Raw genomic sequence first — 14,809 nt, forward strand, 5'->3', positions numbered from 1 at the left:
CGCCGTCCTAGGTCGTGCCAGCCCGGCCCTCCTGCAAGCCCACCCCGAGCCGCATACGTCAGGCAAGACTTCATCTGCCATCGGTTCTTGCCCCTGAGTCAAAAGTCATTGTCCCCAAGGCCGCTTTTTCCGCTGGCCGTGCATGCCGAGAATCCACCCATCCATTTCGACAGGTGATTCCCATGCCCCTTCCGCTTGCCTCGTTTGCCCTCACCCTCAGTGCCTTTGCGAGCCTCTGCGCCAACCGCTGCAACGCGGCGACGCCAAGGGCCTGACCGACTACCCCACGTTGGCCGGTACGGCCCACTGATCTGCCCAAGGAAAGAACCCTATGAAACGCTTCAAGCCCCTGCTGCTCGCCGCCGCGTTGACGGCCACCGCCCACACTGCCCTGGCCGCCGACTGGTACCCAGCCCCCTATGGCCCGGACGACGAGATCGGTGCTGCCAATCTGCTCACCCCCGAGGTCGTGAAGAAGGCCATCGGCCTGGTCACTACCGGCAAAACCTACTCCCTGGGCGTGCCAGTGAGCAGGGACCTGCCGGCCTTCCGTCACCGCAGCTTCCACCTCTACAACATCCAGCCCGGCGAACAGGCCGGGCAGACCCTGGGAGTGAACAAGTTCAGCTTCAACGATGAACTGGTCAACGGCTGGACCGGCGTCGGCACCCAGCTCAACGGCATCGGCCATATCGGCATCGACAACGTCTACTACAACGGCAACAAAGCCGCCGACTTCGTCACGGTCGAAGGCGTCACCAAGCTGGGCGTCGAGAAGGTGCCGCCGATGGTCACCCGCGGCGTGGTGCTGGACATGACCGTCCATTACGGCAAGGCCATCGTGCCCGGCGGTACTTCGTTTACCGTCGACGACGTCAAGGCGGTGCTGAAGAAGCAAGGCATCACCCTGCGCAAGGGCGATGTGGTGTTGTTCAACACCGGCTGGCTGGAGCTGATCGGCAAGGACAACCAGCAGTTCCTCGCCACCGAGCCGGGCATCGATCTGCCTGCCGCCCAGTGGCTGGCCGACCAGGGGATCGTTGCCTTCGGCGGCGACACCTGGGCGTCGGAGGTGTACCCCAACCCGACGGGTGAAGAGTTCCCGGTCAACCAGTTCATGCTCGCCAAGCGCGGCATCTACAACCTGGAACTGATCGACACCCGGGCCCTGGTGCGCGACAAGGCCTTCGAGTTCCTCTTCGTGCTGGGCCAGCCGCTGTACAAGGGCTCGACCCAGGTGAACGTCAACCCCGTGGCCATTCGCTGAGCATTACGGGGCACGCCTACCGCCAGGTCAGGCCTGTACCGCTCCGATGAAGTTCGCCAACTCCGGTGTCTTGGGCGCAGCGAACAACTCCCGGGGGTCACCCACTTCATGCACCTTGCCATGGTGCATGAACACCAACTTGTCCCCCACCTCCCGGGCAAAGCGCATCTCGTGGGTGACCATGATCAGGGTCATGCCTTCCTTGGCCAGTTGACGCACCACACCGAGCACCTCGTTGACCAGCTCCGGATCCAGCGCCGAGGTGATTTCGTCACACAGCAGCACCTTGGGCGACATGGCCAGGGCGCGGGCAATCGCGACGCGTTGTTGCTGGCCACCGGAGAGGCGGTCGGGGTAGGCATCGATCTTCTCCGCCAGGCCGACCCGGGCAAGCATCTGTTCGGCCAGCTTGCGAGCTTCAGCCTTGCTGGTCTTCTTCACCACCTGGGGCGCGAGCATGACGTTCTCGCCCACGGTCAGGTGGGGGAACAGGTTGAACTGCTGGAACACCATGCCGACCTTCTGGCGCAAAGCGCGCAGGTCGGCGCGGCTGGCGTCGAGGTATTCCCCGTCCACTTCGATCACGCCGTCGCTGATCGACTCCAAGCCATTAAGGGTGCGCAGCAAGGTGCTCTTGCCGGAGCCGCTGCGACCGATGATGGCGACCACTTCGCCTTCTTCGATGTTCAGGTCGACACCTTTGAGCACGTGGTTGTCGCCGTAGTACTTGTGTAATGCGCAAACGCTAAGCAGGGGCATGCAGCCTCCTTTCCAGATGACGTGCGCTCAGGGAGAGCGGATAGCAGAGGATGAAGTAGCCGATGGAGACCAGGCCGTAGATCAGGAAGGGTTCGAAGGTGGCGTTGGCCAGCATGCCACCGGTCTTGGTCAGCTCGGTGAAACCGATGATGGAGGTGACGGCGGTGCCCTTCACCACCTGCACCGAGAAGCCCACCGTGGGCGCGACAGCGATACGCAAGGCCTGGGGCAGAATGACGTAACGCAGTTGCTCCACGCGGCTCAGCGCCAGGCTGCCGGAAGCTTCCCACTGGCCACGCGGGATGGACTCGACGCAGCCGCGCCAGATCTCGGCCAGGAAGGCGCTGGTGAACAGGGTCAGGGCAATGGCCGCTGCCATCCAGGCGGACACGTCGATGCCGAACAGGGCAATGCCGAAGAACACCATGAACAGCTGCATCAGCAACGGCGTGCCCTGGAACAGCTCGATATAGCCCCGCGCCAGGACGCGCAAGGACTGGTTGTCGGAGATCCGCGCCAGCAACACCAGCAGCCCGGCCAGGCCGCCGCAGAGGAAGGCCACCAACGATAGCAACAGGGTCCACTGCAGGCCGGTGAGCAGGTTGCGGACGATATCCCAGAGAGTGAAGTCCATTCAGCGTCTCCCCATCAGCAGGCGCTGCCCCACCCAGGCCAGCAACTGGCGCAGGAGGATCGCCATGGCCAGGTACAGCAATGTGGTCAGCAGGTAGGTTTCGAAGGCGCGGAAGTTGCGCGACTGGATAAAGTTGGCGGCGAAGGACAGCTCTTCAGTGGCGATCTGCGAGCAGACCGCCGAGCCGAGCATGACGATCACGATCTGGCTGGTCAGCGCCGGCCAGACCTTGGCCAAGGCCGGCTGGATCACCACATGGCGGAAGGCCTCGAAGCGGCTCATCGCCAATGCCGAGGCAGCTTCCAGCTGCCCCTTGGGAATGGCCTGGATACCGGCGCGGATGATTTCCGTGGAATAGGCACCCAGGTTGATCACCATCGCCAGCAGCGCCGCTTGCCACTCGGTCAAGCGCACACCCAGAGACGGCAGGCCGAAGAAGATGAAGAACAACTGGACGATGAAGGGCGTGTTGCGGATCAGTTCCACATAGACACCGAACAGCCAGGCGAACGGCTGCAGGCGCCAGGCCCTGACCCCGGCGCCGACCACGCCGATGGCCACCCCGAGCAGGGTGCCGACAGCGGTCAGCTCCAAAGTGAAGAGTGCGCCCTTGAGCAGTAGGTCGCCCTGCGCCAGTACCGGCGCGAAGTCGAATTGGTAAGCCATCGGCAACGCCTCAGAGATCGGCTGGCAGCGGCTGTTTCAGCCATTTCTCGGCGTTGCGACCAAGGCTGCCATCGGCCTTGGCTTCATCCAGGCTGGCGTTGACCTTTTCCAGCAGCGCAGGTTCGTTCTTGGACAAACCGATGGCGACCGGCGAGTCCTTCAGCTTGACCTTCAACTGCGGCACCTTGGTCGGGTTCTTCTCGGCGATGACGGCCATGACCACACTGCCGCTGGCGATCAGCTCGACCTGGCCGGAGAGGTAGGCGGCGATGGTCGAGTTGTTGTCTTCGAAGCGTTTGATGATCGCGTCCTTGGGCGCCACGGCGCTGAGTTCCATGTCTTCGATCGAACCGCGGGTGACGCTGATGGTCTTGCCCGACACGTCTTCGATGGACTCGATCTTCGTCGCCTCAGGCCCGAACACTGCCAGATAGAACGGGGCGTAAGGCCTGGAGAAGTCGATCACCGCCTCACGCTCGGGGTTCTTGCCCAGGCTGGAGATCACCAGGTCGACCTTGCCGGTGGTGAGGAACGGAATGCGGTTGGTGCTGTTGACCGGCGTCAGGGCCAGCTTCACACCGAGCTTGTCGGCCAGCAATTGCGCAGTGTCGATATCCAGGCCGCGTGGCTGGAGGTCCGGGCCGACGGAGCCGAAGGGCGGGAAGTCCTGGGGCACGGCCACCTTCAGCACGCCACGTGCGCTGATATCGGCGAGGGCATCGGCCTGGGCCTGGGGCAACGCCAGGGCGCCACCGCAGAACAAAGTTGCCAGGAACAGGGAGCGGAAGGTTTTCATGGGGATGACCTCGATGGATGCAGGAAGATTGCCTGTACTGGCAAGTGCACAGCCCATGCCAGACTGGCCCTTGCAATGGCAAAAATGCCGCGAAGCCCATGACTTCGCGGTCTTACTGGTCTGAACAGTTGTGCGACCGGAGCCACCGCCCTGGTATGCCCCGCCCCCCTTTCGTGCATGCCTGCCGCGCCCTGCTCCAGGTCGGAGCAACGCTTGCCAGGTGCAGGCAAAGCCCTTACAAAGCACAGATCCCCCATCCGACTGGTCTGAACAGCATGCTCGATATCCTTCCCCGCGCCGTCCCGGAAATCGCCTTGCAAGCCATCCGCAAGTTGATCCAGGAAGGCGGCTACCAGCCTGGCGACGCCCTGCCCTCCCAGCGCGACCTGGCCGAGCAACTCGGCGTCAGCCGCGCCTCCCTTCGCGAGGCGCTGTCCTCATTGAGTGCATTGGGGCTGGTGAGCGTGCAACCGGGCAAGGGAGTGTTCGTCCAGACGCCCGCGCCGGCCAATCAACCCTCTCCCGGGTTCTCCTGGCCCTATGCCGAGCAGGTGTCAGCCGTCGACACCTTCCAGTTGCGTTATGCCCTGGAAGGCTTCGCTGCTGGCCAAGCGGCCCTGTCGCTGACAGCCGAAGACATCGACCAGCTGGAGGCCAATGTCGAAGCGATGCGCCTGGAATTGCGCGCTGGTCATTTCGAGGCAGCCGCCCGCCTCGACTTCGAGTTCCACCGCCGACTGCTGGAAGCCTGCGGCAACCACGCCATGCTGCAGGTGATCACCGCCAGCCAAGACATTTTCCTGGAGAGTCAGAAACTGCCCTTCATCCGCCCCGAACGGGCCATGGAGACCTGGCAAGAACACCGCAAGATCCTCCGCCAGCTCGCCCGCCGTGCCCAGGCAGGGGCACAGCGGGCGATGCAGGAGCACATCCGCAATGCGGCGTCGCGCACCGGCGTGGTGTTTCCGGTGTAGACCTGCTGCGGATGGGCCGCGCTATCAGAAGCTGCTCTGCACTTTCAAACCAAGCACCCAGGCATCATCGACCTCACTGACCCCGCCCGGGTTGCGCACGTATTGCACATTCGGGCGGATCACCAGCCAGCGCGTGGCGTGGATGCCGTAGTACAGCTCGGCGTCGTACTCATTGCCCTGCAGGGGCTGGTACGCCGGGTTGTCATAGTCGCTCTGCAGATTGGCGGCGTTCAGCGCACGCTGGTTGTCGCGGTAGCGCGAGTTGGTGTGGACCCGCGCGATACCAAAGCCGATATCGTCCTGCGGCCGTGCATCGAACAAGCCTTTATAGGTCAACCCGGCCTGGATGAAGTGCCCGACCTGACTGGTTTCCCGGTCCTGCACGGTCAGGTTGGCGAACAGCGACAAGCCCCGGTTCGGATCTCCGGCATGGGCGGTAACCTGCTGCTGCGCGACCAGCCAGTAACCATACTTGCTGTCTCGGCTGCGCAGGGGGCTGTTCATGTCGCCCGGGACTTCCCGGCTGTGCACGTCATCGGCGTCTGCAGTGCTGTAGTAGGCGCCGACCCGGTACTCGCCCGGCAGCTGGTTGACGGTGGGTTTCCACACCAGCTCCACCGGCATGATCAGGCCCTTGCCGCCGCTGAAGTTGAGCTTGAAGCCGTTGCCTGTCTCCAGCAGCGAGGGGTTGTGCTCGAACACGCCGACCTGGGCGAACAGCTCCGGCGTCAGCTGGTACTTCACTCGCCCGGCCCACTGCGCGATCGGCCAGTTGTACCAAGTGTTGGCGCCCGCCCAGTTGCCCATCTGCGAGCCGCACAGGGCCAGGTTCTGGAAGTCGCAAGGAAAACTGTTGAAATCCTCGCCTTCGCCGAAGCGGCCGAACTTGATATCCAGCTTGCGCTCGAAGAACGACTTGCTGACCCACATCTGGGTCAGGCGCCAGGTCTGCCCTCGCCCCCAGACTTCCTGGTTGGAGGAATACATCGGCGCCCGTGGATCACTGATACGGTCATTGGAGATGTTGCGGCCTTCACGCTCGGTGATGGCCAGCTTGAAGGTCGCATCTTCCCAGCCGAAGATCTTCTCCAGGTCCAGTTGCGCCCCCAGGGTGAACTGGCCGCTCCAGCGTGCGGTGCGGTCCTGGTCGTAGCCCCCGCTGGCGTTGTAGCCCAGTTCGCCGACGTAATCGAGGCTGAAGTCGTAGCCCTTTTCCAGCAGCTCAGTGCGGGTCCCGCCCCAGTCCCCGGTCATGCCCGGCGCACCCGGGTCGAACATCCCGGCAGCCTGGGCCACCTGGCTGCCCGCCAGGGCCAGGGCCGTGAATACAGTTCCCGTGAACAGGGCGCAGGCATGCCCGCCGCGCAGATCAGCGTTATTCATCGTGTGACGACCTCTATTGTTGTTGTGTTTGGCGCACGACTCACCACTGCGGCCTGCCGTGACAGGCCGCAGCGATACCCTTGCGATATTGCTGAAGCCGCCCTACAGAGCGGCTTGAAGTTCTGGCAGAACCTCGAACAGATCGCCCACCAAACCGTAATCAGCGACCTGGAAGATCGGCGCCTCTTCGTCCTTGTTGATCGCCACAATCACCTTGGAGTCCTTCATCCCCGCCAGGTGCTGGATCGCGCCGGAAATACCGACGGCGATGTACAGCTGCGGCGCAACGATCTTGCCGGTCTGGCCGACCTGCATGTCGTTGGGGACGAAACCTGCGTCCACCGCAGCGCGGGAAGCGCCGACGGCAGCGCCGAGCTTGTCGGCCAGGGCGTACAGGTGCTTGAAGTTCTCGCCGTTCTGCATGCCGCGACCGCCAGAAACGACGATCTTGGCAGCGGTCAGCTCTGGGCGGTCGGACTTGGCCAGCTCTTCGCCAACGAAGGCCGACTGGCCGGCATCGTGCGCAGCGCCGACGGCTTCGACGGTCGCCGAGCCACCTTCAGCGGCAACCGGGTCGAAACCGGTGGCACGCACGGTGATGACCTTGACCGCAGCGCTCGACTCCACGGTGGCAATGGCGTTGCCGGCGTAGATCGGGCGTTTGAAGGTGTCGGCGGATTCGACCGAGATGATTTCCGAGATCTGGTCCACGTCCAGCAGCGCGGCGACGCGCGGCAGGATGTTCTTGCCGTTGGCAGTGGCGGCAGCCAGTACGTGGCTGAAGTCGCGCCCCAGGTTGGCCACCAGCGGAGCGACGTTCTCCGGCAACTGATGAGCATAGGCGGCGTTGTCCGCGACCAGCACCTTGCTGACTCCCTCCGCCTCGGTCACCGCGTCCACCACGCCAGAGGCGTTGTGCCCGGCCACCAGGACGACGACCTCGCTGCCGATCTGCCTGGCCGCGGCCAGGGTGTTGAGGGTGGCCGCACCCAGGGTGCTGTTGTCATGTTCAGCGATTACCAGGATTGCCATCTCAAATCACCTTAGCTTCAGTCTTCAGTTTCTCGACCAATTCGGCCACCGACTTGACCTTGATGCCCGCGCTGCGTGCAGCCGGCGCTTCGACCTTCAGGGTCTTGTTGGTGGAGGCGGTGGAAACGCCCAGCGCGTCTGGCGTGATGTTCTCCAGCGGCTTCTTCTTGGCCTTCATGATGTTCGGCAGCGACGCGTAGCGCGGCTCGTTCAGGCGCAGGTCGGTGGTGACGATCGCCGGCAGGTTCAACGCGACGGTCTGCAGGCCGCCATCGATCTCGCGGGTGACATTGACCTTGTCGCCAGCCACTTCCACCTTGGAGGCGAAGGTGCCTTGGGCGAAGCCGGTCAGCGCGGCGAGCATCTGGCCGGTCTGGTTGTTGTCGCTATCGATGGCTTGCTTGCCAAGGATCACCAACTGCGGCTGCTCCTTGTCGACCACAGCCTTGAGCAGCTTGGCCACGGCCAGGGAGTTCAATTCTTCATTGGCTTCGACCAGGACGGCACGGTCGGCACCCAGGGCCAGCGCGGTGCGCAATTGTTCCTGGGCGGCAACCGGGCCGATGGTAACGGCAACGATCTCGGTGGCTACGCCCTTTTCCTTCAGGCGTACGGCTTCTTCCACAGCGATCTCGCAGAAGGGGTTCATGGCCATCTTGACGTTGGCCAGGTCGACGCCGGAGTTGTCCGCCTTGACGCGAACCTTGACGTTGTAGTCGACCACTCGCTTGATTGACACAAGGATTTTCATTGTTGTGTTTCCACCTTTGGGGATGGGTTACTTGACGATCGGAAGCTTGGAACGATCGAGGGTGAAAGCCACGGCGATGATCAGGATCACACCGAAGACGATCTGCTGGGCGAACACGCTGATACCGACGAAGGTCATGCCGATGCGCACCACCGACACCAGCAAGGCACCGATCAAGGTACGCCAGACGCCACCCACGCCGCCGGTCAGCGCGGTACCACCGACCAGCACGGCGGCGATCGCCGGCAACAGAAACTCGTTGGCCAGGGTCGGCGAGCCACTGGACAAGCGGCCGGCCATGATGATCCCGGACAAGGCTGCCAAGCCCGCCGACAACGCAAAAGTCATGACCTTGATCCGGTTGACATTCACGCCCGAGGCCCAGGCGGCCGGCTCGCCAGCGCCGACGGCATTGCCGAAGCGGCCGAACGGCGTCTTGCGGTGCAGGAAGATGCACAGCAGCAGCACGACGAAGGCGACCAGCACTTCGTTGGGGATGCCGGCGGTCTGCCCGGTCACCCAGCCGAACCAGGCATCGCGCTGGGCACCATCGATGTTGATGGTGCGGTTGCTCGAGGCGAGCATGGTCAGGCTGGTGACTACGCCGCCGACCGCCAGGGTGACGATGAACGACGGGATACGCAGCCAGGTGTGCAGAACGCCGCTCAGCGCACCAGCGGCAATGCCCGCCGTGATGCCGATGGCGAAGGCCCAGATGCCGAAGCCCGGCAGCAGTAGCGCGATGACCACGCTGGCCATCGAGGCCACCGCCTGGGACGACAGGTCGATCCCACCGATCAGCAGCACGAAGGTGATGCCAGTGGCCATGATGAACAGTGTCGCAGTGTCGGCGAGCAGGCCGAGCACGGCACCGGGGTGGATAAAGCCGGGGTCGTACCCCGCGATCAGCGCAACGAGCACGATCAGCGCCAACAAGGGCGCCTGGGTGCGAAAACCATTGAGGATGATAGGCATCGTTCTGTTCTCTCAGACCATGTACTGGATCAGGTCGACCTGTTGGGGCTTGGCCCCCGGCAGACATTCGAAGGACTGGGCCACTTCGCCGTCGCGCATCACCAGGATGCGGTGGCTCAGGCCGATCATCTCTTCCAGGGTGTCAGCGGTGAGGATCACCGACACGCCCTCCTCGGTGATCTCGCGGATCAGTTGGTAGACGTCTTCCTTGGCACCCACGTCCAGTCCACGGGTGGGGTGGTCGAGGATCAGGATCGTCGAACCGGCATTGCGCCACTTGGCCAGCACCACCTTCTGCTGGTTACCGCCGCTGAGGTTGAGCAGCAAGGCGTCCGGCCCTGGGGTCTTGATGCTCAAGCGCTTGATCCAGTCTTCGGCGATGGAGCGTTCGCGCCCTTCGTCCACCAGGCCACAACGGGTCACCTGGCCGATCCGCGCCAGGGTCATGTTCTGCGCCACACTGAGCATCGAAACGATGCCTTCAATCTTGCGCTCGCGCGGGATGTAGCCAATCCCGGCTCGGATAGCGGCGCCAGGGCCAGCAGCGGCCAGGCGCTTGCCATGCACCTGGATCTCGCCCGCGCTCCTGGGCAGCAGGCCGGCCAGCACTCGGCAAAGCTCCTCGCGGCCCGAGCCGATCACCCCGGCGATACCGAGGATCTCGCCGCGATGCAGATCGAAATCCAGGCTGGCGAAACTGCCCTCCAATGCCAGACCGCGCACCGCCATGGCCACTTCAGGGAAGCAGTCCTTCTGCAGCGACTCACGATAGAACTCGGCCTGTAGCGAACGGCCAACCATCAGGGTGTGCAGGCGCTCCTTCGAGGCCTCGGCAGCCGGCATCTGCGCGACCACCTCACCGTCCTTCATCACATAGACGCGATCGCTGAGGTCGAGCAGCTCATCGAGCCGGTGGGAAACGAAAATGAACGAGGCACGGGATTTCAACTGCCGGACCAGGCGGAACAGGGTATCGATCTCGCGTTGCTCCAACACCGAAGTAGGCTCGTCCAGCAGGATCACCAGATGGCCCTGGCAGCGCTCTTCCAGCGCCAGTGCCTTGGCCAGTTCGATCATCTGCCGCTGGCTGAAGCTCAGTTCGCTGCACGGCATACCGGGGTCGATATCCAGGTTGACCTTGGCCAGTTGCACCCGTGCCGCGCGGTGCAGCTTCTTCCAGTTCAGCCAGCCAAAACGCGAAAACTCGTCTTCGCGGCCCATGAACAGGTTTTCCGCCACGGATAGGTTGGGCAGGATCGACTGCTCCTGATAGACCATGGCGATCCCTTGCGCGGTGGCGCCCCGGGGGCTGTCGAGGACGATGGGTTGACCATCCAGCTCCAGGTGCCCTTCATCGGGCTGGTAGACCCCGGTGAGGATCTTCATCAGCGTCGACTTGCCGGCGCCGTTCTCACCGATCAGGCCGACCACTTCGTGCTTGCGTACCTCCAGGTCGATACCCTTGAGCACGGTTACACCATTGAAGCGCTTGGTGACATTGTTGAGCGTGAGCATGACGGACTTCCTCACTTGACGACCCGTGCCTTGGCACGGTCGAGGGCGATGGCGACGGCGGTGATGATCAGCACGCCCTGCACCCCTTGCTGGACATAGGGCGCAACGCCCATCAGGACCATGCCGTTGCTCACCACGACGACGATCAGTACACCGAGCAAGGTGCCCAGCGGGCTGCCATTGCCGCCGGCCAACGACGCCCCGCCCACCACGATGGCGGTGATGGCGGTGAACAGTTGGCCCTGGGCGATCAGCGCATGGCCCTGGCCGAACTGGGCCACCGCCAGGATCGCAGCCAGGCCGTAGAAGGCACCGGCCAAGGCGAAGATGCTGATGCGCGTGCGGCTGACATTGACGCCGTTCAGGCGCGCCAGGTCTTCGCCGCCACCAATGGCCAGGGCGTGCCGCCCGAGCACCGTGTGCCGCGAAACGAAATGCGCAACGCCCAACGCCAAGACCACGATCCACACTGACAGCGGCAGACCGAGGAGGCGGTACAGAGCGATCGCCCGCACGTCCATGTCCAGCACACGCACGGTGTTGCCCTGCAACAGTGCGGTGGCCAGGCCGATGCCGACGAAGCCGACGCCAAGAGTGGCCATGAACGAGGGAATACGCAGCTTGACCTGCAGCAGCCCATTGAGCAGGCCAGTCAAGGCGCCGACCAGGATGGCCACGGGCAGGGCCCAGAGGCCGATGGCATGGGCGTTGAGGTTGTTGCCGATCAACAGGGCGAAGCAGACAGCCGCGACCGCGACCACTCCTTCCACGGACAGGTCGATGCTGCCCATCTGGATCACGAACATGCCCCCCAGGGCCATCAGCAGCGGAATCGAGCAGGTGGTGGCGATGCGGACCAGGTTCATCGGGTCGAAAAAGTTGGTATTGATCGAACCGATGAGCAGGCCAATGAGCAGCAAGACAATCAGCGATGAAAACCGTCGCAGGCGGGCCATGACGATAACTCCGGAAAACGGGCATTGAGAAAGCTTCGGCATGCAACCCGGCAGATACGCCACTGGCAGGCCGAATGACGGGAGCGCTTGGTTCTACGAGGTGTAGCGGATCGGTCCGGCGACACGTCCCCAGAAATCATTCACGTCCACCACAGGTGTGGACTTGAAGTTGCTGGCGTAGAACTCTTCGACATTGGCCTTGGTCACCAACTGCGGGCGCACGTAGAACTCGCGATGCTCGTGGGGTTCCTTGGCCGGGTCGATGCGCCCGGTCTTGGCCGCGTGGCCGAGGGCCAGGCCCATGCTGCCGAGCCAGTAAGGGTCGAGGCTGGTGGTGGCGATGTATTCGCCAGTGCGGATAGCCTCGACCGCCTGCTCGATGCCGTCGATGCCCACCACCGGGATCATCCCGGCCAGGCCCTCGCCACGCAGCGCTTCGAGCGCGCCCATGCCCATGTCGTCATTGGCGCACCAGATGCCCTTGATGTCGCTGTTGAAGCGGGTCAGCCAGGACTGCACGATGGGAAACGCTTTGTTCGCGCTCCAGTCGGCGGCCTGGAAGTCGAGCAAGGTGATGCCAGGGTATTTCTTCAGCGCCGCTTCCAAGCCACTGCGCCGGCCGATGGCCGCCACGTTGCTGAGGATGCCGCCCAGGGCGACGATACCGCCGCTGCCACCCATGGCCTCGAACAGTTCAGTGGCCACAGCCTCGCCCACGGCCTGGCCATCCTCGGAGATATGCGCCACCCAATAGGGGCTGTAATCCCAGGGGTGCATGTCATCGGGCTTGTTCCATACCGTCGTGACATAGACTCCGGCCTTGACGCACTGCTCGATGATCGCGCGGGCATCGGCGGAGTCGTTGGGTTCGATGTTGAGTACCAGATTGCCCTCGGTCTTGGCGATCAGTGCGCGGATATCGGCGATGCCCTTCTGGCTGTTGCCCTCGGTCACCAGAGGCGAATAAGGCATGTTTTGGCTGGCCGCGTAGGCTGCGCCACCGCGATTGAAGATCGCGTGGTAGGGATTGGTCAGGGAGCGGAAGGAATTGGAGAACGTCAGCGTGGTCTGTGCCCATAGCATGCCCGGCATGAGTGCAGACACGGCTCCCACGCCAGCCAGGCTGGCTGCGCCGAGCAATAGTTTGCGCCGGTTGATCTCAAGGAAGCGGGCGGGATCATTGTTGTTATTCATACGACCTCCGGGTGCTGCGCACCGGGTGAGTGATCCTTGTTGTAATTTTTGTAACCAACTAGTTATTTATAAATCGAACGCAGCGAGGATGCAATCCCTAATCGTTGTGGTGTGTTGGCGACCCTATGGAAGGTGGCTTCCCGCGATAACGCCAGCAGGCACAACAACGTTGTCCGCACTGACGCTTCGCGGGCACGCCTGCGCCTGCAGCTCCCGCATCAGGCGCGCACTGCCTTGCCGCTGCAGTGCTTCAGAGCGCCTTGTGGAGGGCGCTGCGCTCGCTTTGCAACTGCACCTCGGATGGCGCCAGGCTGCGCCCCAGGATCAGGTCGGCGCCCTTCTCGGCGATCATGATCGACGGCGCATTGGTGTTGGAGCTGACCAGCCGTGGCATCACCGACGAGTCAGCCACCCGCAGGCGCTGCACGCCACGCACGCGCAATTGCGGGTCGACCACCGCCATGGCGTCGATGCCCATCTTGCAGGTGCCCACCGGGTGGTAGCCAGTGCGTCCGCAACGCCGCGCATAGTCTTCGTAGTCGGCCTGGGTGCGCACACTGTCGCCAGGGAAGTGCTCAGCCTTGATGTAGCGACTGAGCGAGTGCTGAGCCATGATCTCGCGGCTGAGCTTGATACCCTCGACCGAAACATGCAGATCGTAAGGATCGCTGATGTAGTTGGGATCGATCAGCGGCGGCTGCAGCGGGTCGGCGCTGCGCAGCCGCACACTGCCACGGCTGCGCGGACGCAGGAAGTAGGAGTTGAGCGTGCAGCCGGCCCCTGACGGCACCGGCGGTATGCCCGCCTCCACTCCGGCGCCAGGCAGGAAGTGGAACTGCAAATCGGGGGTGCTGGAACGCGAGTCACCGTACCAAAAGGCACCACCCTCGGCGATGTTGGAGGTGACCGGCCCCTTGTTGAACAATTTGTACTCCAGCCCGGCCATCAGCATCATGTGCGGCTTGGCGTATTTATCCAGGCTCTGCTTGCCCTTGAGTTCGTAGACGATGTCGATATCGAAGTGGTCTTGCAGGTTCTGCCCGACCCCTGGCAGGTCCTGTTTTACCTCGATACCCAGGCGCGCCAGTTCTTCTCCAGGCCCGATCCCCGAGAGCATGAGGATCTTCGGCGAGCCGATGGCACCAGCGGCCAGCACCACTTCCCGCTCGGCGGCGGCAAAGCTCACCTCGCGCGAGTCGCTGCCCTGGACGTACTCGACCCCCGTGGCCTGGCCATTCTCCACACGCACCCGGGTCACCAGGCAGCCGGTCTGGATGGTCAGGTTCGGCCGCTGGCGGGCATTGCCCAGGTAGCCCTGCGCAGCGCTGCAACGACGGCCGCCGCGCTGGGTGACCTGATAGGCGCCACAGCCTTCCTGACGGGCGCCGTTGAAGTCGGCGTTGTAGGGGATACCGGCTTCCTGGGCCGAGCGGATGAAGGCCTTGGTCACTTCATTCACGCTGATAAGGTCGGACACGCCCAGCGGGCCGTCAGTGCCGTGGTACTCGTTGGCCAGGCGCTCGTTGTCCTCGGCCTTGCGGAAGTACGGCAGCACCTCGCGGAAGGACCAGCCACGGCAACCCTCCTCCTGCTCCCAGTCGTCATAATCCTTGGCGTTGCCCCGGGTGTAGACCATGGCATTGATCGAACCACCGCCACCGAGCACCCGACCTTGCGGATAGAGCACCGAGCGATTGTTCATCGTGCCCTGGGCCACGGTATCGAAGCCCCAAGTCAGGGGACCGCCAGTCATCTTGAAGAAGCCCACGGGCATGTGGATATAGGGGTTGGTGTCGGCAGGCCCAGCCTCGAGCAGCAACACCCGCACATCGGCCTGCTCGCTCAGGCGCGCCGCCAGCACACAACCGGCGGAGCCACCGCCGATAACGACATAATCGTACATTCTT

At 63.5% G+C, this 14,809-nt stretch carries 14 protein-coding genes; 2 read left to right on the top strand and 12 right to left on the bottom strand.

Annotated elements, in window-relative coordinates:
* The first annotated feature begins 331 nt into the window (after positions 1-331).
* On the top strand, positions 332-1,267 hold the full coding sequence (locus ACYU03_RS14620) for a cyclase family protein (RefSeq protein WP_461885294.1): 936 nt from the start codon (positions 332-334) through the stop codon (positions 1,265-1,267).
* A gap of 27 nt (positions 1,268-1,294) precedes the next feature.
* Here ACYU03_RS14620 and ACYU03_RS14625 read toward each other — a convergent pair whose 3' ends face one another.
* Genes ACYU03_RS14625 through ACYU03_RS14640 form a run of 4 tightly spaced genes read right to left on the bottom strand, consistent with a single transcriptional unit; the run spans position 1,295 to position 4,122 of the window.
* Positions 1,295-2,026, bottom strand: coding sequence for an amino acid ABC transporter ATP-binding protein (locus ACYU03_RS14625; RefSeq protein WP_461885295.1), 732 nt, complete (start codon positions 2,024-2,026; stop codon positions 1,295-1,297).
* Entirely contained in the window at positions 2,013-2,660 is a 648-nt protein-coding gene (locus ACYU03_RS14630) for an amino acid ABC transporter permease (RefSeq protein ID WP_461885296.1), read from the bottom strand. The genes ACYU03_RS14625 and ACYU03_RS14630 overlap by 14 nt, the downstream gene beginning before the upstream one ends.
* Positions 2,661-3,326, bottom strand: coding sequence for an amino acid ABC transporter permease (locus ACYU03_RS14635; protein ID WP_461885297.1), 666 nt, complete (start codon positions 3,324-3,326; stop codon positions 2,661-2,663). It abuts the gene before it with no gap.
* 10 nt (positions 3,327-3,336) lie between these two features.
* The gene (locus ACYU03_RS14640; RefSeq protein ID WP_461885298.1) at positions 3,337-4,122 is read right to left on the bottom strand and encodes a transporter substrate-binding domain-containing protein; all 786 of its coding nucleotides are present in this window, start codon (positions 4,120-4,122) and stop codon (positions 3,337-3,339) included.
* A 275-nt stretch (positions 4,123-4,397) separates the two neighbouring features.
* On the opposite strand from ACYU03_RS14640, the gene ACYU03_RS14645 reads away from it, so the two are divergent.
* Positions 4,398-5,096: a FadR/GntR family transcriptional regulator gene (locus tag ACYU03_RS14645; RefSeq protein ID WP_461885300.1), complete on the top strand. Its 699-nt coding sequence runs from the start codon at positions 4,398-4,400 to the stop codon at positions 5,094-5,096.
* A gap of 24 nt (positions 5,097-5,120) precedes the next feature.
* Here the strand turns inward: ACYU03_RS14645 and ACYU03_RS14650 are convergent, their stop codons facing one another.
* The 8 genes from ACYU03_RS14650 to ACYU03_RS14685 all read right to left on the bottom strand — a co-directional run bounded on the left by ACYU03_RS14650 (position 5,121) and on the right by ACYU03_RS14685 (position 14,805).
* Positions 5,121-6,479, bottom strand: coding sequence for a carbohydrate porin (locus ACYU03_RS14650; protein ID WP_461885301.1), 1,359 nt, complete (start codon positions 6,477-6,479; stop codon positions 5,121-5,123).
* Between the two features lie 102 nt (positions 6,480-6,581).
* Positions 6,582-7,511, bottom strand: a complete 930-nt coding sequence (locus tag ACYU03_RS14655; RefSeq protein ID WP_461885302.1) for an electron transfer flavoprotein subunit alpha/FixB family protein — start codon at positions 7,509-7,511, stop codon at positions 6,582-6,584.
* 1 nt (position 7,512) lies between these two features.
* Positions 7,513-8,262: an electron transfer flavoprotein subunit beta/FixA family protein gene (locus tag ACYU03_RS14660; protein WP_461885304.1), complete on the bottom strand. Its 750-nt coding sequence runs from the start codon at positions 8,260-8,262 to the stop codon at positions 7,513-7,515.
* A gap of 27 nt (positions 8,263-8,289) precedes the next feature.
* A complete protein-coding gene (locus tag ACYU03_RS14665; RefSeq protein ID WP_338744568.1) occupies positions 8,290-9,237 on the bottom strand; it encodes an ABC transporter permease in 948 nt (315 codons plus the stop codon).
* A gap of 12 nt (positions 9,238-9,249) precedes the next feature.
* A complete protein-coding gene (locus ACYU03_RS14670) occupies positions 9,250-10,752 on the bottom strand; it encodes a sugar ABC transporter ATP-binding protein (protein WP_461885305.1) in 1,503 nt (500 codons plus the stop codon).
* Between the two features lie 11 nt (positions 10,753-10,763).
* Entirely contained in the window at positions 10,764-11,708 is a 945-nt protein-coding gene (locus ACYU03_RS14675) for an ABC transporter permease (protein ID WP_461885306.1), read from the bottom strand.
* 93 nt (positions 11,709-11,801) lie between these two features.
* Positions 11,802-12,902 (bottom strand): sugar ABC transporter substrate-binding protein, encoded by a 1,101-nt coding sequence (locus ACYU03_RS14680; protein WP_461885307.1) that lies wholly within the window; start codon positions 12,900-12,902, stop codon positions 11,802-11,804.
* A 250-nt stretch (positions 12,903-13,152) separates the two neighbouring features.
* Positions 13,153-14,805, bottom strand: a complete 1,653-nt coding sequence (locus tag ACYU03_RS14685; protein WP_461885308.1) for a GMC family oxidoreductase — start codon at positions 14,803-14,805, stop codon at positions 13,153-13,155.
* Positions 14,806-14,809: the final 4 nt, after the last annotated feature.

It is taken from the genome of Pseudomonas sp. X10 (assembly GCF_054889225.1).

Bases quoted from the DNA above. Each gene is read 5' to 3' on its own strand.
- ACYU03_RS14620 (WP_461885294.1), top strand. From the start codon at position 332: ATGAAACGCTTCAAGCCCCTGCTGCTCGCCGCCGCGTTGACGGCCACC.
- ACYU03_RS14645 (WP_461885300.1), top strand. From the start codon at position 4,398: ATGCTCGATATCCTTCCCCGCGCCGTCCCGGAAATCGCCTTGCAAGCC.
- ACYU03_RS14640 (WP_461885298.1), bottom strand. From the start codon at position 4,122: ATGAAAACCTTCCGCTCCCTGTTCCTGGCAACTTTGTTCTGCGGTGGC.
- ACYU03_RS14650 (WP_461885301.1), bottom strand. From the start codon at position 6,479: ATGAATAACGCTGATCTGCGCGGCGGGCATGCCTGCGCCCTGTTCACG.
- ACYU03_RS14675 (WP_461885306.1), bottom strand. From the start codon at position 11,708: ATGGCCCGCCTGCGACGGTTTTCATCGCTGATTGTCTTGCTGCTCATT.
- ACYU03_RS14635 (WP_461885297.1), bottom strand. From the start codon at position 3,326: ATGGCTTACCAATTCGACTTCGCGCCGGTACTGGCGCAGGGCGACCTA.
- ACYU03_RS14680 (WP_461885307.1), bottom strand. From the start codon at position 12,902: ATGAATAACAACAATGATCCCGCCCGCTTCCTTGAGATCAACCGGCGC.
- ACYU03_RS14665 (WP_338744568.1), bottom strand. From the start codon at position 9,237: ATGCCTATCATCCTCAATGGTTTTCGCACCCAGGCGCCCTTGTTGGCG.
- ACYU03_RS14685 (WP_461885308.1), bottom strand. From the start codon at position 14,805: ATGTACGATTATGTCGTTATCGGCGGTGGCTCCGCCGGTTGTGTGCTG.
- ACYU03_RS14670 (WP_461885305.1), bottom strand. From the start codon at position 10,752: ATGCTCACGCTCAACAATGTCACCAAGCGCTTCAATGGTGTAACCGTG.
- ACYU03_RS14630 (WP_461885296.1), bottom strand. From the start codon at position 2,660: ATGGACTTCACTCTCTGGGATATCGTCCGCAACCTGCTCACCGGCCTG.
- ACYU03_RS14625 (WP_461885295.1), bottom strand. From the start codon at position 2,026: ATGCCCCTGCTTAGCGTTTGCGCATTACACAAGTACTACGGCGACAAC.
- ACYU03_RS14660 (WP_461885304.1), bottom strand. From the start codon at position 8,262: ATGAAAATCCTTGTGTCAATCAAGCGAGTGGTCGACTACAACGTCAAG.
- ACYU03_RS14655 (WP_461885302.1), bottom strand. From the start codon at position 7,511: ATGGCAATCCTGGTAATCGCTGAACATGACAACAGCACCCTGGGTGCG.